The sequence below is a fragment of the Prosthecobacter algae genome (genome assembly GCF_039542385.1).
In the GTDB taxonomy this organism is placed as follows: Bacteria; Verrucomicrobiota; Verrucomicrobiia; order Verrucomicrobiales; family Verrucomicrobiaceae; genus Prosthecobacter; species Prosthecobacter algae.
This window is the reverse complement of the sequence record NZ_BAABIA010000002.1, coordinates 89763-111356: the sequence shown is the minus strand read 5'-3', so window position 1 is coordinate 111356 and position 21594 is coordinate 89763. Positions and strand designations below refer to the sequence as shown.

General features: G+C 53.3%; 19 protein-coding genes. 13 read left to right on the top strand and 6 right to left on the bottom strand.

The window, feature by feature from the left end; all coding sequences use genetic code 11:
* Window positions 1-105: 105 nt before the first annotated feature.
* On the bottom strand, window positions 106-306 hold the full coding sequence (locus ABEB25_RS24440) for a helix-turn-helix domain-containing protein (RefSeq protein ID WP_425571963.1): 201 nt from the start codon (window positions 304-306) through the stop codon (window positions 106-108).
* A gap of 214 nt (window positions 307-520) precedes the next feature.
* On the opposite strand from ABEB25_RS24440, the gene ABEB25_RS03995 reads away from it, so the two are divergent.
* The 10 genes from ABEB25_RS03995 (at window position 521) to ABEB25_RS03950 (ending at window position 8164) form a co-directional block, all read left to right on the top strand.
* Complete coding sequence (locus ABEB25_RS03995) at window positions 521-1186, top strand: hypothetical protein (protein ID WP_345735090.1); 666 nt, start codon at window positions 521-523, stop codon at window positions 1184-1186.
* The gene (locus ABEB25_RS03990; protein WP_345735089.1) at window positions 1186-1557 is read left to right on the top strand and encodes a hypothetical protein; all 372 of its coding nucleotides are present in this window, start codon (window positions 1186-1188) and stop codon (window positions 1555-1557) included. The genes ABEB25_RS03995 and ABEB25_RS03990 overlap by 1 nt, the downstream gene beginning before the upstream one ends.
* Before the next feature lie 119 nt (window positions 1558-1676).
* Window positions 1677-2030, top strand: a complete 354-nt coding sequence (locus ABEB25_RS03985; RefSeq protein ID WP_345735088.1) for a hypothetical protein — start codon at window positions 1677-1679, stop codon at window positions 2028-2030.
* 338 nt (window positions 2031-2368) lie between these two features.
* Window positions 2369-2893 (top strand): hypothetical protein, encoded by a 525-nt coding sequence (locus ABEB25_RS03980; protein ID WP_345735087.1) that lies wholly within the window; start codon window positions 2369-2371, stop codon window positions 2891-2893.
* Window positions 2890-3699, top strand: a complete 810-nt coding sequence (locus ABEB25_RS03975) for a RecB family exonuclease (protein WP_345735086.1) — start codon at window positions 2890-2892, stop codon at window positions 3697-3699. The genes ABEB25_RS03980 and ABEB25_RS03975 overlap by 4 nt, the downstream gene beginning before the upstream one ends.
* Before the next feature lie 77 nt (window positions 3700-3776).
* Window positions 3777-4121: a hypothetical protein gene (locus tag ABEB25_RS03970; RefSeq protein WP_345735085.1), complete on the top strand. Its 345-nt coding sequence runs from the start codon at window positions 3777-3779 to the stop codon at window positions 4119-4121.
* Window positions 4122-4152: 31 nt separating this feature from the next.
* Window positions 4153-4494 (top strand): hypothetical protein, encoded by a 342-nt coding sequence (locus tag ABEB25_RS03965; protein ID WP_345735084.1) that lies wholly within the window; start codon window positions 4153-4155, stop codon window positions 4492-4494.
* A gap of 66 nt (window positions 4495-4560) precedes the next feature.
* On the top strand, window positions 4561-5628 hold the full coding sequence (locus ABEB25_RS03960; RefSeq protein ID WP_345735083.1) for an ATP-dependent DNA ligase: 1068 nt from the start codon (window positions 4561-4563) through the stop codon (window positions 5626-5628).
* Window positions 5629-5714: 86 nt separating this feature from the next.
* Complete coding sequence (locus ABEB25_RS03955; RefSeq protein WP_345735082.1) at window positions 5715-7142, top strand: DNA polymerase III subunit beta; 1428 nt, start codon at window positions 5715-5717, stop codon at window positions 7140-7142.
* A gap of 242 nt (window positions 7143-7384) precedes the next feature.
* Window positions 7385-8164, top strand: coding sequence for a DUF932 domain-containing protein (locus tag ABEB25_RS03950; protein ID WP_345735081.1), 780 nt, complete (start codon window positions 7385-7387; stop codon window positions 8162-8164).
* A 530-nt stretch (window positions 8165-8694) separates the two neighbouring features.
* On the opposite strand, the gene ABEB25_RS03945 is transcribed toward ABEB25_RS03950, so the two are convergent.
* From ABEB25_RS03945 to ABEB25_RS03925, 5 genes are all read right to left on the bottom strand, one after another.
* Window positions 8695-10275 (bottom strand): hypothetical protein, encoded by a 1581-nt coding sequence (locus ABEB25_RS03945; RefSeq protein ID WP_345735080.1) that lies wholly within the window; start codon window positions 10273-10275, stop codon window positions 8695-8697.
* A gap of 136 nt (window positions 10276-10411) precedes the next feature.
* Complete coding sequence (locus ABEB25_RS03940) at window positions 10412-10636, bottom strand: hypothetical protein (RefSeq protein WP_345735079.1); 225 nt, start codon at window positions 10634-10636, stop codon at window positions 10412-10414.
* Between the two features lie 684 nt (window positions 10637-11320).
* Window positions 11321-13963 carry a TrlF family AAA-like ATPase gene (locus ABEB25_RS03935; RefSeq protein ID WP_345735078.1) on the bottom strand — a complete coding sequence of 881 codons (2643 nt, stop codon included), beginning with the start codon at window positions 13961-13963 and terminating at the stop codon, window positions 11321-11323.
* 308 nt (window positions 13964-14271) lie between these two features.
* A complete protein-coding gene (locus ABEB25_RS03930; protein WP_345735077.1) occupies window positions 14272-15306 on the bottom strand; it encodes a nucleotidyltransferase family protein in 1035 nt (344 codons plus the stop codon).
* A gap of 1 nt (window position 15307) precedes the next feature.
* On the bottom strand, window positions 15308-15889 hold the full coding sequence (locus tag ABEB25_RS03925; protein WP_345735076.1) for a Cap15 family cyclic dinucleotide receptor domain-containing protein: 582 nt from the start codon (window positions 15887-15889) through the stop codon (window positions 15308-15310).
* 54 nt (window positions 15890-15943) lie between these two features.
* On the opposite strand from ABEB25_RS03925, the gene ABEB25_RS03920 reads away from it, so the two are divergent.
* The 3 genes from ABEB25_RS03920 (at window position 15944) to dnaE (ending at window position 21587) form a co-directional block, all read left to right on the top strand.
* Window positions 15944-16732 (top strand): SOS response-associated peptidase, encoded by a 789-nt coding sequence (locus tag ABEB25_RS03920; RefSeq protein WP_345735075.1) that lies wholly within the window; start codon window positions 15944-15946, stop codon window positions 16730-16732.
* A gap of 139 nt (window positions 16733-16871) precedes the next feature.
* On the top strand, window positions 16872-17324 hold the full coding sequence (locus tag ABEB25_RS03915) for a LexA family protein (RefSeq protein WP_345735074.1): 453 nt from the start codon (window positions 16872-16874) through the stop codon (window positions 17322-17324).
* Window positions 17325-17330: 6 nt separating this feature from the next.
* Complete coding sequence (dnaE, locus tag ABEB25_RS03910; RefSeq protein WP_345735073.1) at window positions 17331-21587, top strand: DNA polymerase III subunit alpha; 4257 nt, start codon at window positions 17331-17333, stop codon at window positions 21585-21587.
* The last annotated feature ends 7 nt before the right edge of the window (window positions 21588-21594 follow it).

Genomic DNA, 21594 nt, shown 5'->3' with positions numbered 1-21594 from the left:
GATGGATCCGCATTGATTAACGCCACTGAGCCAAGATGGTCATCACCGAAATGGTCGTGGGAATCAGAAATAATTCGGTGAAATAATTTCTTCGGTGAACGGTTGTCAGCCGAAAATATCCTTCACTGAGCACTTGAGACGATCCATGACAATTTGGAGTTTGGATAACGTGATGCTCTGCTGTTCCTGCTCCAACCGGAAGATCGTGGATGGAGGCAACCCAATTTTCTGGGAGAAGGCCTTGTACGTCATGTCACCTCTTTTCCGGCGAAGGAAGGCAGCCAGTTCTTTGTCCAGGGAGTTCACCTGCCGTCAATTAGCGAAATTTCATTCCGTATCCGGAATGTTTCGATTGAGCGTTGTGGAAGAACTGCTAGCGTAGGTGACTTCCTGATTGTCGGAAGACCTCGAAATGATTCAGAAACTCTTCCCTTGTCTCCTCCTTCTGTCATCGTTCACGGTCTGCTCAGTGGCGCAATACACACCTGGCCTCGCCCTTGATAACGGATGGGCAAGCCCGATGCATGGAGGCTCCGCTGCGATGAAGGAGTTGGCCTCTTTGCTCTCTCCCTTCGCACGTCCCTCTCCCAATGTAGCACCTGCACCGGAGGTGGAGATTTACCAAGGAGTCACCTACCTGATGCCGTTCGTAGAGGCAAAGCAGAAGCTGGGCCTCAAGCAAACCATGGTTCCCAAAAACAAAGTCATCACTGCGGGCTTCCCCAAAGATTCGCTGTTTCACTATGCCTTTGATGGGATCTTCGATGGCGGTTTCAACAAGCTCTACCTCGTTACTGATAAAGCTGATCAAGTGGTGGCCGTTCAACTGGTGTGTGAATCCCCCCGGAGAGACATGATCAGGGACATCCACACAGCCCCTGATTGGAGCATGTATAATTTCATCAACAACCGGCGCAAAGCGACGACCCGGTTGTGGGTGGACCATCAAACACATTTCCTGCGCACGGGTAGCTGGAGGCAATATCGCAAGGTCAGCGGTTATTCGCATCCAGAGGGCAAGGAGACGGTCATCCGCATAGACAGTGTTCTGATGGATCCTGATTCTCCCAACGGCACCAACTACCGTGGTCAGGAGTGGAAGCTGCTGGAGGTGTCCCAGCTCTACCTGCCTAAGCCGCTTATGGAACTGATGATGCACTACATCGGCACGACAGGTCAGCGTTAATGCTCGTCAGCACACCTGCACTAAACCTTCAAATTTCGTCTATTATGGGATGTGGAACAAAAATCGCGGCCATGCTTTGGATTGTCCTGATTGCATGCGTGCTCTGGGGTCCCTCCACAGGGAGCAAGACGGTCCACCTTGCCAAGACATCGGAAGCCAGTGACAACCGCATGATCTGGGTCTGGCTTGCAATTGCTGTCGCCATCCCAACCTTCATCATTTTCTGCATCTTCATGAAGACCGTTATGGAAGGTCTCTTCAATATTCTTGGGGTGTATATGGGCAGGGTGTTCGACAAAATCGAAGCTTGGAATAATTCACTCAAGGCCAAGTTTGAAAGCATCCGTGATAAAATCGATCAAAATAGGTAATAATCTTACTTACAATTTGACTTTTTAGGATAATGTATTATGTTGTGGATGTCGAACCAATTGACCGCGCACTCAAATCGGTGCTTCGGAAAATCCTCAAAAGGGCGACATAATAATACATGAATTCAGGCAAGATCCGTATCACCGTCCCAAAGCCACAAGGCCAGTGCCTTCTGTCGACAAGTACTTACAACATTGAACTTTTAGGGTTCACACTCCAATTGGTCTCTCACAATCTAATCTCGTTTGGAGGGGAAACATGCTGCGGTGATTTATTTAAGGTCCTAGATCGTGGCTATGAAATGTCTGGTCTTTCGATTGACGTTTACAGTTCTGTGGAGAGTGAGTTGTGCGACCTTGATGTGGTATCATTTATTGTTTTCTTGGAAAGTGAACATGATGCCCGCGTCTTGATTATTACCAAGGATACCGAAGAAACCATATTGGCTAACCAGTTAAAAAAATTGCCATAAACTGGTATAATAACATGAAGAAGGAAGGCCCTTAAGTCCTTCCTTTTTTGTGCCCTTATGGCCAGACCCACCCACTACTCACCCCCGTTGTCGAGATTCCTAGTTTGTGTCCTTTATCATGAAGCCAAGCGCCGTCGTATCCCCATGACACGACTTGCTGAAATGCTTCTGCAGGCAGCCCTCAAGGGTACGCCTGGATGGATACAAGCGAGTCTGCTCACTCCCGTCCCAGATCGCCCACAAGCGGCCTAGGACATCCACAAACCCAAGTTCAAAAGCACCGGCTTTCTCAATTCCTGAGAAGCCGGTTTTTTGTGCCCCAACACCACCCCAACATCATGGCAGTCAAACTCAGCGCCAACTACAGCAAAAAGCTCGGGCTCCCCCAATACAGCAGCCACAGCTTCAGTGCCTCCGTCGAAATCGAACTCACCGACATCTCCCAGGTCGAAGCCGAAGTGCAGAAGCTCTATCAGCTCCTGCAACACTCGGTGGACCAGGAAATCCAAGAGCCCGGTTTTGTCCCGCAAGCCAGCAATGGTCACGCACAAGCCAACCACCGCAATTACCCATCCCAAGGGCAAATGCGTCAGCAAAGCAAAGCACCCCAGCAGCCTCGCGCTAACGGAGATGCCTGGAACTGCACCGACGGGCAGCGTGGGTTCATCCTGCGCATCGTCAGTGACAACAACCTGGATAAGCAGGAGGCCGAAGATCTGTCGCAGCAGCTCTTTGGCCTGGGAGTGAAGCAGCTCAATAAAATGCAGGCCTCTCAGTTGATCGAAGATTTGCTGGTGAAAGCTGGCAAGCCTGCACGTCAAACCCGCTGGCAACAACGTCCCACCCAACGCCAAGCCGCATGAACACCCAGGCTCCCCCCAAAGAGGAGCCGAGTGAAAAAGACATCATCGCCTCATTGCAAGAACAGGTATCCGCCTCACGGTTGAACCTGTTTTTGCAGTGCAGGTTGAAGTTCTTCTTTCGCTACGTGCTCAAAATAAAAAAGCCCAAGACAGCGTCGCTGCATGTCGGCAATGCGGTTCACACCGTGTTAAAGTCATGGAACAAAGCACGCTGGGTGCAAAAGCCCCTCACGCTTATCCAAGCGCATGAGGCTTATGCAAAAGCATGGTCGGACGACCCGGACGGGATTCCTTGGAAACCCGATGAAGAGGCCGAGGACAAGACCACTGGCTGGCGTTTGGTAAACACGTATCTGCGTGAGAGCCATGTGCCTGCCGAGGTCAAACCCGATGCCGTGGAAGTGCCCGTAGAGGCCAACCTCATCAACCATGGTTTACCTCGGTTGATCGGCATCCTCGACCTCGTGCAACAACGCAAAGTCATTGATTATAAAACCTGTGCCAGCACTCCAAATTCGGAAAAAGCCGCTCACAGTCACGAGGTCCAGACCAGCAGCTACTCCCTTCTTTACCGGCACAACACCGGGCAACAAGAAAGCGGCGTAGAACTGCATCACCTGGTCAAGCTCAAGAACCCCAAGGTGGTCATCACCCCAATGCCTCCCATGATGCCTCGACAGCAGTTACGTCTGTTTAAACAGATCGAGGCCTATACCGAAGGCTTGCAGCGCCAGGACTTTATTCCTTCACCAGGGATGCAGTGCAGCAGTTGTGAGTTCTTCAACGAATGCCGCCGATGGCATTAAAACCCCCAAGCAGAAGAGGCCGGTTTTCCACCCAGGAGACCGGCCTTTTTTCTTCAACCCCATACCCTCCTTTATTCATGAGAAAAATGCTCTTCCTCTGGCTGCTAATCCCTCCGGCTTCACAGGCCGGATGGTTTGATCATACCAGCGACCCTGTGCCGGATTACCGGACCAAAATCATCACCCTCGAAAACCAAGTCAGCGCACAGCATCACACTTTGGACCTTTGGCAAATTGCCACCGGCTCTCTCGGCATCGCCTGTGCCTTTCTGTTCATCCTCGGAACCGCCCTCGGCGCAACCACACGAAAACATTATGTTAGAACACGACGAATGGGACACCTCTCCTCGGTCAACGGTCGCCAATCCCAGTTCATGGGCGAAGCGGCTGGGGGCGAGTTGGAGGCCCCTTTGGCAGCCTAAACCGCTCGCGCCTCCAGTGGTGGATCATGACTTGCCTCGCCTCAATGCCATCGAAAGATCGGCAGAAGTGATGCGCTTCATGGGTCATTGCCTCGTTTACTGGCTGTCTCCCCAAGGGCAGCTCCGTGAGTTCATCAAACTCAATTTACGCGTGGCATTAACCGTGGCCATTCCGGCCTTGGGGGTTGCTCCGCTCATCACCCTCGCACTCGGTCAGTTCCAGACCTGGGCAGTCATGCTAACTCAGACCGTGACCAGCTTTGTGCTGTTTCCCCTGTCTGTGTTGCTCAGCATCCTGCTCGTCTGCGGATTGCTCTACATCATCCGCACCTGTCTTGACCTTCGGGGCAGGGGACGCCGAGACGTGTATTAAACCCACACCCACAACCCCCAAGCCGGATCGTCCACTCATGGATGGTCCGGCTTTTTTTATACCCACATGGAAAGCATCACCCTCTACTGCCGTGAAAACGGTTCTGACAAAGTTTATCAAGCCAGCCTTCACCCTCACGCTCAGGGTTACCTGGTCAACTTCGCCTATGGTCGTCGTGGCAGCACCTTGACCACTGGCAGCAAGACACCCGTTCCTGTTTCCTACGTCGTCGCTAAAACGGCCTATGATCGTCTGGTGCGGCAAAAGTTGGCCAATGGCTACACGCAAGGTCCCGCCTTAACTGAAAGCCTCCAGCATCAACAGCAAAAGCCCACGGGCCTTCGCTGCATGCTGTTAAACCCTGTTGCAGAGGACGAACTTGAAGATCTTCTTCAAGATCACGTCCACTGGATGCAGGAGAAAATGGATGGCAGGCGAATGCTCCTGCAAAAACAGGGGAAGGTCATCACCAGCATCAACCGTTTGGGAGTGACCTTCACACCCCCTGAAACCATCCAACAAAGTGCCACCCAAAGCCCTGAGGATTTTATTCTCGATGGCGAAGCGGTGGGGGACGTGTTCCATGTCTTCGACATCCTGTCCCTGGCAGGTGAAGACATCCGTCAGTCACGCTTTGCCACACGTTACTTCCAGTTGCGTGATTTCCTGCGCACCTTCAGGCACACCCACATTAAACTGGTGGAAAGCTACTGCGCTCCGGAAAAGGAGCCGTGGTTTCAAACCCTGAAGGAGCAAGGCAAAGAGGGAGTGGTTTTCAGGCACATGGACGCTGCCTACACTCCTGGAAGACCCAACGCCGGCGGTCCATGCCTCAATCACAAGTTCTATGAAACCGCCTCCTTTGTTGTCGCCAAAAGCAATGACAAAAGGAGTGTTTCTCTGCTTCTGTTTGAGGGGGATAAAATCAAGAGGGCAGGCAACGTGACCATTCCACCCAACCATGCCATGCCCAAAGCAGGCTCGGTCGTGGAATGTCGTTATCTCTACGCCTTCTGGGAATCAGGTTCCATTTACCAGCCTGTTTATCTTGGCGTTCGTGAAGACATCCGTGCCGCTGAATGCACCACCGATCAGCTAAAATACAAAGCTGAGCCAACACTCGTGATTGTGTAATTCCACACACTCATCCCACTGCCAACCACCCCTGACTTCTTCACCGGAGCAGGGGTGGTTGGTTTTTAACCTCAACCGCATCGCTTATGAAACCCATCGTCTTACCCATTGCAGAGCTCAAGGCAGCTCTGGCGGGACTTGGCAAGGTGATCACACCCAAAGCCAGCTTACCCCTCCTTAAACACGTTAAAATTGATCGCACCGCAGATGGTTGGATTGCCCTTACCGGGACAGATCTCGACCATTTTGTCACCGTGCGCTTTGAACACCCTTCTGACGGTCCACCCGCGACCGTGCTCGTGCCTTATGATCAGCTCCTGCACACCGTTAAAAGCTGCGGCAAAGGTGAGCAGATCCGCATCACCACCGACCCCGAGAATCTGGCGATCCAATTTTCATTGGGTGGCCAGACCGGAGAAACTAAAATCAAACTCTTGCCGGTGACAGACTTTCCTGTGACACCGCGCCTTAATCTTGAATCGGTTCCGCTGCCTGCACATCTGCGACAAAGCTTCCATGAAGCGATGTCCTGCACCAGCACTGATGCCACTCGTTACGTGCTCAATGGCACCTTCATTGATGTCCGAAACCCCAAGGCAAACTACTTGGTGGGCACCGATGGAAAACACCTCTACTCCGCGAATTCCTTCACCCTCCCCCTGAAACAATCCGTCCTCATCCCCAGTCATAAATTCTTGGGGTGGAAGGATTTTCTTTGGGATGGTGAATGGCAGATCAAAAGCAACGAAGAATGGGTGCAGCTCAGCAGTCGCAGATGGAGATTCGTGTCACGTCAGATCCCGAATAAATATCCGGACTGGCAGGTTGCAGTTCCTGACCCCACCCAAGCGAAAACACACCTGACTCTGCCTCCAGATCAATTGGAAGCAGTGATCCAGTTGATACAGCGCCTGCCTAACCATGACACTCAGTTTCATACGCTGGGCATGCAGTGGAAAAGCAACACCCTCAACTTGCTGGCAAAACCAAGTGCCGAAGAACCTTGGCTGCACATCCCTCTGGAGGCGATGCAAGGTCATGGACCGGAAGTGACGATCTTTTTAGACCGTCGTTTCCTCATCAAAGCCCTGCAATTCGGCCTCCATCACATCAGCCTCTTCGATGAACGTTCACCTCTGCGTCTTCATGCGCAAGGCAAGCAACTCATCATCATGCCAGTGAGGTCTGACAAGGCAGGCACATCGCCTCAACCCACTCCCATCCGAAAGATGGACACAACGGCAGTACCTACACACCAACCCAAACCCCCAACTACAAATCCAATGCTCAATCGTCCCAACTCCGATGCTCCTGAAGCAGGGCCTAGCGCTCCTGCCATGGATGAAGCGCTCAACCTCTGCAACCTCCTGCGGGATCGGTTTCAGGACGGGCTTAACCAAATCCGTGACCTGGCCAATAAACTCAAGCTTCTCCAGCGTGAGCAAAAAACCAGTGCCCGAGAAATGAGTTCTGTCCGCTCCACGCTACGCACCCTGCAAGGCCTGAAGCTGTAGGCCGAACCATCCATCATATGGGAAACAGAGCCCGCTGCGTCTTCACCGACGTGCCGGGTTCTCTTTTTATAGGCCCTCAACAGCACACACCACCCAGGTCTTCTTTCGCCAGAAGGAACGTTTCAACCGTGCCTCCATCAAAAGAATTAACCTCATGGGTTCCCTGTCATGACCAGGCGCTTCACCCATTCAATCAGTCATCAATTAAATAATTTAAAACCTCCTCTAACTACCTCATCCCCATGATCGCAAACCTCGACCTCATCGCCCCTATGGCTAAGCCTCGTAAAACCCCTAACCTGATGTTGCATTGCGGTGCCCACACTGCCGACCTTCAAGAAGTCCGTTCTGTGCCCACGCCTGCACCTACCTATAGCTGGTGTCCCATTCCACATCATCAGCTCATCACCACCGTCCAGAAAACCCTGTCCAGTTCCCGGCTTAAAATCGGCACGCAGGCGCATTCGTTGTCACATGATGGCATGCGTTATTTCGGCCTCATGGAAGTGACCTCCCATCAGTCCAGCGAAGATTATTGCTGGGTGCTGGGATTGCGTAACAGCCATGATAAAACCTTCCCCGCTGGGATCGTGGCCGGTGCCAGTGTGTTTGTGTGCGACAACCTTTCCTTTTCCGGAGAGATCAAATTCGCCCGCAAACACACTCGGTTCATTGTCCGTGACCTGCCGCAACTGGTGGGACGCTCCATCGGCCAACTCATGGCCAAGTGGCATGACCAGGACAAACGCATCGCTGCCTACAAAGAAGCGGGCATTGGTGAAGTGGATGCCCATGACCTCATCATCCGCGCAACGGATGTGGGCGTGTGCTCCAACCGCCTCATCCCTTCGGTGCTCAATGAATGGAGGGAACCCAGATACGACGCCTTCGCCGGCCGCAATGTCTGGAGTCTGTTCAACGCCTTCACCGAGTCCCTGAAAAGCGGCAACCTGGCGGAACTCCCCAAACGCACTGAGGCCCTCCACGGCCTGTTAGACATTCACGTCGGCCTAGCCGCGTGAGAAAAGGAAGGGCCTCGGATTATCCGGGACCCTTTTCTTTAGGTGGGAGGAGGTTTCGGACATCAACCATGGTTGATGTGATTCACATTTAAATGTTAGCCCATGATGCTTCAACGCTTCCTGGCGGACGAATGACGGAAGCCTCCTCACCCCGCTGCCTCGCCCACTCTGTTAGGTGTTCAAATCCAAAAATTTAAAAGAAATTTCAATTCGTCCAGCGCGCCTCTCACCCGCTATGGGGCAAATTGGGGGGTATGGAAGCCGCCGCGGCACCTCAGGTGGCAGCAGGGGCATCCGGGGGGCCGGTGTTGTTGATGACCTGAAGTTGGTGCTGGACAAGGGTTTTCCAACCCGGCTCCATGCACAAGCTGATGGTTAAGCGAAACAATGATGTCCTCCGGGCTGCTGGCTCATCCGGCGGTCAGCAGGCAGCCGTCAGCCCGTAGCGGATGTAGAAGACATCTCTGTCTCGCAAGATTGGCTAAGCCAGCGGGATCGTGTCTCGGTTTCTACTTTCCACTTCGGAACTGTCAGGTGGCGGTCGGCGCACTTTCGTCTTTCGGTTTTTTTGATGGCTGCTCGCAGCCGTAGAGCGGAGTGTGGCTGGCCAGAGTCAGGGATAGCCGATGAGAATTGCGTACGCCATTGGGCGGCCAGGAGATCCATAGCCCCGGCAGGCGCAGGCCCAGAGCGCTTTTTTCCACCTGCAGCTCTGCCATGGAGGCTCCCTCCTCATGGGGGTTGATGATCATCTCTCCCAGCTTGCGGCGGTTGGTAGGGAAGAGCTCCAGGAGAGAGATTTCCACCATCCAGAAAAGGTCTCCGGGAATGCTGTCCAAAATAGCCTGAATCTCTTCCTGACTTAGACGCTCTGCCTGTTTCCAGCCTTCCATGTTTTCCAGGTGCTTCCGGTATTGCGACTTTTCCAGGAGCAGGGTGCGCAGTACAAGCTGGCCTTCCTTCTGGTTTTCTAGCATGCGTTGGGTCCACTCTCCGTCATGCTTTTTGATTTCGATGGAGCGCTTTTTCAATGCGCTGATGCAGATGGCCTCGGCTATCACGCTGTTTATCCTGACCCCTTTGGGCAGAGTGGTCAGCAGCCAGGCCACCCCCTCGGTGGAGATCGACTGGGGATGTTCCTTGGAGGAGGAGCGCATGCTGCGCAGGTAATGGCGCGGGATGCTATAGTGGGGACCGAAATTGTCGTCATGCCCGATGAAAGAGCCAAGCCAGAAATCGCTGGGGATGTATCCCATTTTCTTGCCCAGGTCGAAGCGGGCCTGCTCCACCTGCGGCAGCCACATATCCGGGTTGAAGGTGTGGCCGAAGACTGGCACGGCATGCAGAAAATGCTCTGCTGATTCACCTAGGGTGGCGTCTCCAAAGATGAGCATGGCCGGGTAGCCGGACTCCAGGCTTCCATAGGCCAGCCGCTGGTAGGGGAGCTTCGGTCCAGGTTGCGCCAAGTCATTGTAAGCATAGACGGAGACTTCCGCACCGGTGGTCTCCAGCAGTTTGGCAATCTCAGGAGTCAGCAGCCCGTTGCGGATGTCTTCCGGCTGCTTTTCCAGGCGGCTGTTCATCTGCCGAAAGGTGAGTGTCTGGTCCGGCTGGCTAAAGCAGGCCGCGATGGTGCGCACCGCGGCGTGGGAGCAGACATTGGTCAGTGTGTTCTGCTGGAAGAACGGATAGCCGCGGGCGATAAGAGTGGAGTCATTCACCCGGCATTCCCATTCCACTCCGCCACGGATGTGGATGTAGGCATGTCCAGGAGAGGGCATTATAGCCTCATAGACCCGGCATCTAGTCTTTGTTTGTTTCCTTGAAGTGTAATCACGCTTCAGGAGCGCATACCCGATGAAGGAGCTCGCGTCCTGATCTGAAATGTCCTCTGGTTTTAGGAAGGGAGTCCTGAAAAAGCTGAGGCGTATGACGGGCAGGCTGCCATGCCAGGCCTTTAGCCCCTGGAGGTCTTCATTTTCTTCAATGATCTCTCCGGCCTCTTCCAGCTCTTCGATGACAACGGTGGCAACCTCCAGGCGGCGTGCCAGGGAACACACGCGGTGCAGCGGCGTGGAAAGAGAGTCTGTTTGGCCAAGCTCCTCCTTCAAGAGGCGGAAGAAACTCTCGGGCCTCTGAATGTCCCGGACCTTACATGTCATCGGCGATGCCAGACGTGCGTGAAATACTGGCATCGAGTGAAGAGACTGTGCGCGGAGGGGAGTTCAATGTGCTTTCGGGCACCCTTCAGCGGACCCGAAGCACGGTCTTCCTCGAGCGGGCCTGATGGTCAGCCAGTGAACGTATGAAATGCATCACCTCAGAGAGGTAGCTGTCCTTGGCAGCAGACGACCTGCGGCGGCTTTTCGCAGGTGCAGCCTTCACCTTGCCCGTAGTTCCTGCCTTGCCCGTGCGGGAACGTATGCGCCGCTTGATGGGGGATTTAGCTTGGTTAACTGCGGGTTTTGCCATGTGGAGAAAAAGAATAAATATGGATAAAAGGGGGCTGCATTATAAAATCAACCTTTATTTTGCAATCGGTTGCAAACGGAGCTGTCTGCACCAGCCCTACCCAAACATCGCAGCAGAGCGTTGTTTGGGCGGCTAAAATCCGGCCGGACATGCCCATGCAGAGGAACCTGAAAAGGCTGCGGATGGATTGGGAGCGGCAGAAAATCCGTCAGTTTGTTTTTGACCGCAAGCTAAGGCCAAAGTTTGCAGCGGGTTGCAAATACGGGGCCGGACATGGCTGTTCTGATGAAACATGTTGCACTTTGTGCGCTGCGCCCAGGCTGGGCAGCGAGGGTAGCGCAGACCCTTTGGCAATGTATTGACAGTAAATCTTTCGGTTTCTGCTCAATGATGATGCGGAGGATCTCAAGAATGGTGCTCTATGGCTCCGGGGTTTTGTGGTCCCTCCTCAGTGGCGCGGCTTCACTTTTTAAAACGGTGGACGAACGCTATACCATGCGACCTTCGACATTTCCTTACCGACTTTGCCGGTAAGACTGGCTATGCTGCAATCCTTCTCAACGCTAACGAAAATGCCCTCCGTCACTGTTGGCAAACGCAACGATTTCGCCTGCCATCTTGGCGTTAGCCGACGGCTCGCGCTTTAATGCCGCGTCCTGACTCCGCCTAGCAGGCTCTGGCTTCTCAATTTGAACTCTTCCATAGTTGGTAAATTTCCTTTCTGCGCCGGAATGCGTCTTCGCCGCCTTCCATCACGGTGACGATGCGTTGTTGAATGTCTTTGTCGTCAATGCTGCCGTGGTCGAACGAAAACTTCTCGCCCTCCTTCCGACAGACAATGGCCTGCTCCGCATCACCCAGCACGGGAATATTGGGATTGTGGGTGGCGAAGATGAACTGCGTCAACTCCTTCCGGTCCAGCAGTTGGTGTATGAAATGGGTGTAAAGCGTCTCGTTGTCCAGGTCGTCCTCCGGCTGGTCAATGAGGATCAACGGGTAGCGTCTCAGGTGCATGAGGATGTGTAGGATCACCGTGGCGCGTTGCCCGAGCGAGTATTCCCCCAACAGCTTCCCGTTGAATAGAACGGCAGTCTCATCAGGAGTCCGGAAGGTAAGGAAATCCGACAGATGATCAAGCAGCGTGGCCTGGACTTTAATCGCGGCATTCTCGCTCAGTCCATTTGTCACCAGTTCTGCCCGGCTTTGATACAACTCGCGTCCGTCCATAAAAGCGTCCTCGATTGTCTCGTAGGCAGCGGCCTGCAGGCCACTGCCTTTGAACTTTGACCGAAGGAACTCACCGAAGGCGCGGCGTTTGCCTTTAAACGCTGTTTGGAGACGAATCTCCTGTGGCAGTTCCGCTTCCAAGCGCCGCACCTCGGCTTCGCGTTCTGTGAACCGCTCACGCCAAAAATCATGGAGCTTGTTCACTGCCTCACCAAGGAGGTCCCGTGCAGTCTGTTCGGTTTTGGCTCGCTGCGCTCCTGTTGCCAACAGCGTTACCAACTGATTAAGGCGATTCTTCTTCGTTCGGAACAGCTCCAAATCGAGCTGCGGCTCGTTGAGGGTCTTTTGCAATTCTGCCACCTCCTGCTTCATTTGGTCTTGCACGGGAATAAGTTTCTGGAGCGCCTCAGCCAAGACTTTGAGTGTATCACGCAAAGCCTGGAGCGCAGCTTGTGCGCTCGCTTTGGCTTCTTCTGACTTAGCCTTGGCGAATGTAAGCTCGACGACAATGTCAGCAGTTCGTTGCGATTTCAATACGGGGAAAGCTGCGTTCACCTCGTCCCAGTCCGCCGCCTCCTTCAGATTTGTGCCCAGCTCCTTCAGCGCCTGTTGCCATGAAATGATGGCCTGCCGGTCGCCGTCGAAGAGTGTCATCTCGGCAAGCTTCTTGTCCACCCCCTTGTCGGTGAAGACCTGGAGCTGCACCTCCAGTTCGTTCTTCTCTTTTTGTAGCGCGGCGATCTTCTCCGTCGCCTCTAGCGTCTCTTTGAGCTGCTTCGCGGTTTGGCGCACACCTTCGATAAGCGTCGCCTCTTCCTGAAGCTTTGGATCCAGACGATCCGCTAGCATTTTGTCGAGAAAGCTCTCGTCGAACGACTCCGAACGGGCAGAGAGGTCCTTCTGGCCGAAGTAGAGGATGTCCTTGAGGACCGATCCCGGGGAAATGTCGCGATACACCCCATCCAGATACACGGACGGCTGACCGCTGCGCTCCCGTTCCACCCGAACTTCACGCCCGAACTCGTCCACGGCCACCAGCACCACTTTGCCGGCGGGCGACAGCATGCGCTCGACCAAACCGGACTTGTAGCGGTCGTCTGCTCCTTCTGGGAAGCCCAGTGCATGTCTCAAACACTCAATCACCGCCGACTTTCCATTTCCACGCGGGCCGATCAGGCAGTTCAACGAAGGGGAGAATGGCACAATAATTCCATCCAAGGCACCACCGGCGAAATTGATTTGCTGAAGAAGCACCGCCTGTCGGGGTTCTTGTAATTCCGTGCGGACTCGGTGCTCATGATCAAATAATGCGAACTTGGTCGCTTCGAACGAAAGTTCTCCGAGTTTGAGATAGCAGGAGCGACCTTGTCCGATTTCCTGAATGCTTTTACGGTCACACCCCTCCACTTCGGCGGGGTACCAGTCGCCCAAAGCATTTTTTGCTTTTAGGCGGCATGGCTTGTCAGCCTCATGGAGTTTGTTGTACGAGCGGACTTTTTGGAAACCTAGGGTGCGACTTCGGAGAGCGCCATAACGACTTTCCTTCCAAGCTGCGAGTTTGCCTATGCCCAGCTCCTTCCAAAGGCCTTTGGGCTCTTCCACATGGGCAAAGATCAGAAAATAGTCTCCGCGGGACAATCCATCGAGCATCTCCACCATTTGGAGAAGAGTTTTCTCGCTGCATCCGTTTTCATGCTCATACTCTTCCTTAGTTTTTCCAGGGAACATGCTCGCAAGAAACGAATTGATGTAGTCCTTCCCAGAATCCATCCAGTCATCGCTGAAAACGATCAAAACATGAATTCCAGCTCGGCCGTCACTCAGTGAAAGCTCCACGCCGGGCAAAAGCCCGATCTTCTGCTTTCGGGCGGTCGCTCGGAGGGATTTGAACTCTTCGAAATCGAACTTGTTGTGGTTGGTGATGATTCCCAATCGGATGTTCGACTTCTCCAGCGCATTGATGTAAGAGCTATTGTAGTAGTTTTCGTCCCCGCTGTATTTGAACTCCTTGTCTGCCTTGGTGTGCAGATGGAAGTCCACGCGGACCCATTCCGCGCCTCGCGGGAACTGTTTGTCATTCGTGGAGGTCATCTTGCTCATGGTAAGTTCAGGTTGTGGAAATATTTATCCTTCATTCGCCTCCTGGGATGGGAAAAGCTGCTGTATCAGGCCTTTTTTTGAGGGTGTCGAGGCTGCTCAGGCACTTCAACGGCACACTGAGCACGTTCTACACCCCTCCCGGGCTCCGGGTCGTCTTTGACCTTGATCAGGTTTTTGGTGTTTCTGCTTTCTTAGGGGCTTCTTTGGGTGGTGCAACGGGAATTACGGTATTCTGGTTATTGGGCAGGGACAAGTCCATTGCATGTTTGGATAGGGGGCCTTATGCGGCAGGATTGGATGTCATCAAATTACAGATGAGACTCAGTGAGTATTTGGCGATTTGATGTCTCCTGGTCTGCTTGGTGATAAAGGATTTTGAGATCCTCAAACAGGATTCTAAGGCCGTGTTCCTTGGTGGGTGTGTCGAAAATCAGGCGCGAGTCATCCACAACATTTAGGCTGCCTCGCAAGGATGGAGTGTTCAGCACATTCGCTATCCAGACCAGCAGCGCGTAAATAAGGCGAAGGGGCCGATTGTGTATTCCAGCGACCAGATCATCTGGCATCCGATAGACCAGCGAACAGATGTCGAAGCTGGAGAAATCCACATCATCATCGAGACCAGATTTCTCGTGGTCTGCCTTGATGTTCTTCAACAGACGCATCAGGCAACGAGGAACTCCGATCCGGGGAAGGTCGTGCGAATGGATTCGATGGTTGTAAAGAAATGGACGGTTCAGAATCCGCTGTCCCTTGTCCCGGTTATAAACCTGGACGCCACGTTCGTGCTCCTGTCGATACTGGGACCAAGCAACGGTATTGAACCAGTTGGATGGGACCGCATCAACGGAACAGACAAGACTGCCTCCGTCGATGGTTACGCAGGTCGAACCCTTGTTATCTACCGTTGCCGCAGGAAATGCATTTTTGAGTTCGTCCGCGCAATTCTGCCGCAGGTCAATGAGGTCTTGATCTGGGTTTCCACGGTAGGGGCTTGGAGGCTGTTGTGGAGGTTCCAGCGTGTGAAACTTGTCAATGATGACCAACACATCCACATCACTGTGGAACTTGATGTGAGTATTATTGGAGACGGAACCCTGGCGTCGGAATTCAAGAGCCGGATACAACACTGCCAGTCGTGTCTTTAATTGATTTTCAACCCGGTCACCCTGTACAATTAGACGTTGTGTGTATAGCGGTGCCACAGGTGACATGGCACCAATTAGGTATTTGGTGGCATCGCCGTATTGTGTCTCAAACGATTCGCTGAAATTGTAGATCCTGCGTTCGTCTTGCGGAGCACGCCTCGCAAGGAGACGCTCGTATTTGGTGCGTGTGGACATATCAGGCTTTGGTGAAGATTAGCTCGCCATAACGGAGGCGGTGTTTGCCGGAGAAATAATCACCCGTCATCTTGGCCACTGAGTTCAAGCGCAGCTCGATCAGGCCTGGGTGCCTTTGAAGCTCTGCGTCCGACATGTTTCGCGGGGTGTTCTCAAAGGCGTAGCGGAAGATGGGCACTGCGTGATCAATCTCTAGTGAAGCCATGGTGCTCCGTGATGTTGATTTGTCGGTCTCTCCTGAAATTTCGATCCGTGTGAAGGTTTGCTTGATTTTATACTCCATCACGAACTCCATCGGCTTGCCCGTCGCCGGGTCTTCATAGGAGCTAATCCCTTTGGCTGTCCATGTGCCATTCAAGTTGGGAATATGCAGGATGAACTGAAGCCACTTCCAGAAGACATGGTCGAAGAGCAGAAACAGAACTCCGAAGGTTGCACCCACACCAAAGGGGTAGGACAGCTTATCGCCCACAAGGTGAGTAACCCTGTCACTGGCGACAAAGCCGGGAATTACGAAGGCGATAATTGCTAGGAGAGAGTAAACTGTTTGCCGGGCATTGGTGTCTATGGAATAAGGGTGCATACAATTATCCGAAAATAGGACATGTGATTAAATGCACGATCAACAACATAAATCATGTGCGGTCGTCTCAATCAGTTTGCGAAGCTCCCTGCGTTGTCTCTAGCGGGGCGGGCTTTGCGTGTGGAGCGACGGAAGGCCTCTGCGAAGGAGGATGTGCGTTCTAAGGCTCCTAGCGTTCACAATTTGTGCCCCACTGATTATGCGGATGTTTTGACGATGGAGGAAAGCGAACTCGTGGCGACACGGATGCGGTTTGGCCTCATACCTAGCTGGGCAAAAGGTGGCAAGGCGGAGGTGAATAAGAAATTCAGGCTCACGTTCAATGCCCGTTCCGAGACGATTTTTGAATTGGCCTCCTATCGTCACTCAGTGATGCAAAGACGCTGCCTTGTTCCTGTGACCGGCTGGCATGAGTGGCCCGACCGTGGCAAACCCTATTTCATTCACAATGCGGACGGGTCTCCTCTGCTGCTGGCTGCTATCTGGGATGTTTGGCAAAGCCCTTTGGCAGAGGATCAGGCTTCAGGCCCTATGCATACCTCAATGAGTGTGGTGACGACGCCTCCGGGCCGATACATGGCGAAGTTCCATGACCGTAGTCCGCTGGTTTTGGACGATGAGAGGGCTTTGGCCTGGTTGTCCCCTGGACAAGCAAAAGAGGAGCTGCAGTCTTTTTTCCAGCCCTACGAAAGTGAGCTGCTGGAGGCTTACCGGGTGTCGAATGCTTCTTTGCTGCCTCAGAATAAATCTGCAGAATCTTTGGTTCCCATCAGCTCGCCCGTTCCTCAAATGGGTGATGTGCCGGTCGCGAATGAAAATGAGACGCCTGAATTGGGATTGTAATTGTGATCACCTCGGTCCTTCAAATCAACCAGTGGTTGAGGTCCTTTTTGGGTGCGACGGTCATGTTCTCTCTGGGGAGCGGGTGAAAAAACACAGGAGGTTCTTGAAAATGTTCTAATGAACAGTATTTGGTGGAGCCATGCTCACCTCACGCCAAGTATTTTCGCTGCAAATGCTCTGGCAAACTCTCGCCAACAGCTTCTCTCTCCGTCGTGTGCCGTTGCTTGGCAGCATTGTGGCGGGAAGGCCGGAGGTTCAGGAGGGGCGGCAGGATTACTGCCTGGATGTGGATTTCGACACTCTGAGATTACCGAAGAACGCCAGGACCTTTGCCCTTAAAGTGCGCGGAGATTCGATGAAGGGGGCGGGCATCTTGGAGGGAGATGTGGTGATCATGGAGTTTCGGGAGCCCCGGCATGGAGACATTGTTGCAGCTCTCATTGATGGTGAAACCACCCTCAAGCGGTTCATTTTGCAGGGTGGCGTGCCTTATCTGCGGGCAGCTAATGTGAAATATCCAGACCTCATCCCGGCTAGAGAGCTGGTCATCCAAGGGGTGCAGATTGCGCTTCTGAGGCTCCCAGAGAGGTGATCAGCTATGATCCTGCACTTTGATGCGGACGCGTTCTTTGCGAGCGTTGAGCAGGCTGCTGATAGCAAACTGCGTGGAAGGCCTGTAGCTGTGGGTGGAGAAAAAAGAGGGGTGATTGCCTCGGCCAGTTATGAGGCGCGAAAACTGGGCATCTTTACCCCGATGCCAACAGCTAAGGCCAAGAAGCTGTGCCCCAGCCTGATTGTGTTGCCAGGGGACTTTGAAAAATACGAGCGCTTTTCCAAGCTGATGTTCAGCTACGCCTATGACTTCACTCCGGTGGTGGAAGTGGCCTCCATTGATGAATGCTACCTTGATTTAACAGGCTCATTGCAAAGCAAGGCTGGCAGCACCGCAGCGACCATTCAGACGGCGATTGCACAGAGTCTAAAACTGTCGGTGTCCGTGGGTGTGGGTGCGAATAAACTGGTGTCACAAATCGCGAGCAAGCTGCACAAACCCCACTGCTTCATTGAAGTGGCACCGGGGCATGAGCAGGGGTTTTTATGGCCGCTGGAAAACAAGTGGTTGCCCATGGTCGGCCCTCAACTTGCAGCAAGGTTAAACACAGCCGGTCTTTGCCGTGTAGGACACATCGCCTCGGCGCCATTGGACGAGCTGTCGTTGCTGTTAGGAAAGAGTGCTGTGGTGCTGAGAGATTATGCCCTGGGTCTGGATGCGCGGCCGGTGATCTGTGAAGCCCCTGCGGCTAAGAGCTATGGAGAACAGGAAACTTTTCCCCAAGATACCACGGATACTGCCTTCATTGTCGCGAGGCTTCGAGCAATGGTGGATACGCTGATGCAGAGGGTGAGGCAGGACGGAAAAAGCATTCGCACCGTCACTCTGCGTCTTCGCTACAATGACATGGACGAAGTGACACGCTCCATGAGCTTGGATGAGCCAACCGATCTGGAGCATGATGTTTATCCGCTGATGCAGGCGATGCTGAAGAAGGCCTGGGAAAGGCGTGTGAGCATTCGTCTGGTAGGGGTGCGCTTCACCAAAATTTACCACGCCAGTTTTTCAGCGCTACTTCCTCTGGAAGCATCTGATGCCAAAAGAGAGAGGCTGCATTCATTGGCGATGGTGGTGGATGATTTAAAGCGTGGTCATCAAAGCATCATGCGTGGACATGACTTGTGGTTGTCGCAACATCGGCATGCGCCAAGACAGGTGCTCCCCAAACCTCGACTGGTCACAGATGCGAGTGCTTCGACAACGAACAGAGTCTTGCAGGAACGTGTCACCCTGAAACCCGAGATCCTGGTTCGTAAATTTGTGAAATCTTCTGTGCCTGCACTGAATGTGAAGAGCTGTTACAGCTTTTTAGATTCGGCACTCACCATCCCCGCCATCATTGAGAAAGCGGTAGCTCATGAAGTGCCCATGGTGGCGATCACAGATCCCAACCTGCACGCTGCGATTCCGTTTTTCCAGGCCGCATCAGCCGCCGGCATTAAGCCTGTGGTGGGTGCGGAACTCAACCACGGGAAAAAGCGTCTCTTAGCTTACGTGCAAAGCACCCGAGGATATCAGAATCTCTGCCGCCTCTTGTCCTTCGGTGAAGACGGTGGCGTGACCACTGAGCAACTCGACGATCACCACGAAGGCCTGATCATCGTGCCCGCTAATAGCAGTGAAATAGCTTTGCCCGAGATTCGGTATGGATCTCCGCAGGATAAAGTGTTTTTCGACATTTTGCAGAGCATGAAGACCCTCACGCTCCTGCATGAAAGTCATCCCAAAAAGCGCAGAGGTGACTTCGCGTTTCATGATTCCACTCACTGGGCAGGTTGCTATTCATCTGAGGCGTTGCAAGCCGCGCATGAGCTGGGGGAGCAGTGCAATTTTTCGTTCGACTTTAAGACCCTGCGCTTTCCGCAGTATGAGCCTCAGGATGGCAGTGCTCCCGCGATGATGTTGCGTCGTTTGGCTCATGAGGGTTTGCGCTCGAGGTATGGAGTGAAAGCGGGGCAATACGAGGCCCAGTTGAATGAGGAACTCGAGATCATTTCTGAAGTCGGTTACGAGGAATATTTTTTAATGGTGTGGGATCTATTGCAGCGCTGTCTGGCTGTGGGTATTGACTGGATCACACGAGGAAGCGCAGCCGATTCCCTGGTTTGTTATTGCCTGAAAATCAGCAATGTCTGCCCCATCCGCTTTGAGCTCTATTTTCGGAGATTCCTTAATCGTGACCGCATGGCGCTGCAAAAGCTGCCGGACATTGACATTGATTTTGCGCATGACCGTAAAGACGACGTGGTGGAACTCCTTTTGTCTCACTACGGGCCAGAGCATGCTGCCATTGTGGGTGGTTTTAATACCTTCCAAGCGCGGTCGGCTTTCGGCGATATTGCCAAGGTTTTAGGAGTCGCAGAAAACGAGATTCGCCGACTCACCCAGCACATGCCCTGGACGGATGCAAAGCATGCGGCAGATGCGTTGGCAGTCTCGCGTGAGTGTGATCTTGAGGAATGGAAAGAAGAGCCGCTCAGAACGGCTTTGCTGATGTCTGGCATGCTGGACGGATTTCCACGTTACGCCAAAATGCATCCCTGCGGCGTGGTATTGTCTCGTGACCCCATCCGCACTCTGACTCCGGTCTTTACCAGTGCGAAAGGCTGGCCAACGACTCATTTTGACATGGATGCAGTCGAGGCAGTCGGGCTCATTAAACTCGATATTCTGGCCCAAGGCGGACTCGCTGTTCTGCGTGATGCTCAGACAGCTTTAGGCCAACAAGGAGTCTCGGTTGATTTAAAATCTTTGGAAATTGGCGGCTTGGGAGGCTCTGAATACCCACCACGTCCTGACAGTGTGGAAGCGTGGTCTGATGAAGCGGTGTGGGAGATGATCGCCTCAGGTAATGCTAGAGGCGTGCATCACATCGAAAGCCCTGCCATGACAAGCTTAGCGTGCATGGCTGCGGTAAGGGACATTGATCGGCTTATTGCCATTGTCTCAGTGATCAGACCTGGCGCGGCCAATGGATTGAAAAAGAGCCAGTTTGCACGGCGTGCTCAAGGATTGGAGCCTGTGGATTACACCCATGAAAGCTTGAGCGGAGTGCTTCGCTCAACCTTTGGCGTTGTGGCCTACGAAGAGCATATCCTGCAAATCTGTGAAGCCTTTGCGGGTCTGGCACCTGGACGAGCTGACATGCTACGCCGAGCCTTGGTCAAACTGGACATGAGGAAAGTGGCAGAGCTGAAGGTGGAGTTTGTTGCGGCTGCCAAAGCAAAGAGGCACCATGATGAAATCATTGAAAAGGTCTGGCAGTTGGTGACTGGGTTCCAAGGATATGCCTTTTGCCGGGCACACAGCACTGCCTACGGGGTTGAGGCGTACCAAGGGGCTTATCTCAAGTGTTACCACCCTGCGGAGTTCATGGCTGCGGTGCTCTCCAATGGGAAAGGGTTTTATTCACCTCTGGTTTACACCTTGGAGTGTCGGCGGTTGGGGATTGGTTTTTTATCGCCTGATGTGAACGTCTCTACGGACTCGTTTGACGTTGAATTAATGACCGTGGAAAGCGGAACGCCAGCGCGGAACCTAGGGCGAGCTATTCGAGTGCCAATGCGTTCCATCAAGGGTCTTAGTGAATCACTGCTGGAGCGGTGGAGAGCTGAAAAACTGAGATCTCCATTCTTGGGGGTTCGCGATTTTTGTGAGCGTGTTCGTCCCGAGCCTGCTGAAACACTGAGCCTTATTCGAGTGGGGGCTTTGGACGGATTTGGTATGCCAAGGACAGAACAGTTTTGGCACTGCCTGCATACCAGTCGCGATGGCAGTGTCGGTGATGGATGGCTGTTGCAGAATTGCACGGATGAGGAATTGCGCACGACGTTCCGTGAAGAGCCGTCGCGCCTGCAACGCTTGTGTGATGAATTCGAGCTCCTGGGATACACAATCACAGGGCATCCCTTGGAACGGTTTCCAGAAGTCGGCTGGGGGACTTATTGCCGGATCGCAGACCTACATCGGTATCACCGGCAGAGAGTGACGGTTTGCGGGCTGATCATCGTGACTCGATCTCATATTCAGGCCAACGGAGAGCCCATGAAATTCATCTCCATCTGTGATCAAAGTGGGATTGTGGAATGCGAGATCTTTGCCGAGGCCTATCGCTACCATGGCCTGGCCACTGTGAGATACCCGGTCGTCGAAGTGACAGGGGAGGTGCAGCCTTTTGATAATGGCGCTGGTTACACACTTGAGGTGCTGCGCGTCCAGAAGCCGAGGGTGAGAAAGAGGTGAAGGTAGA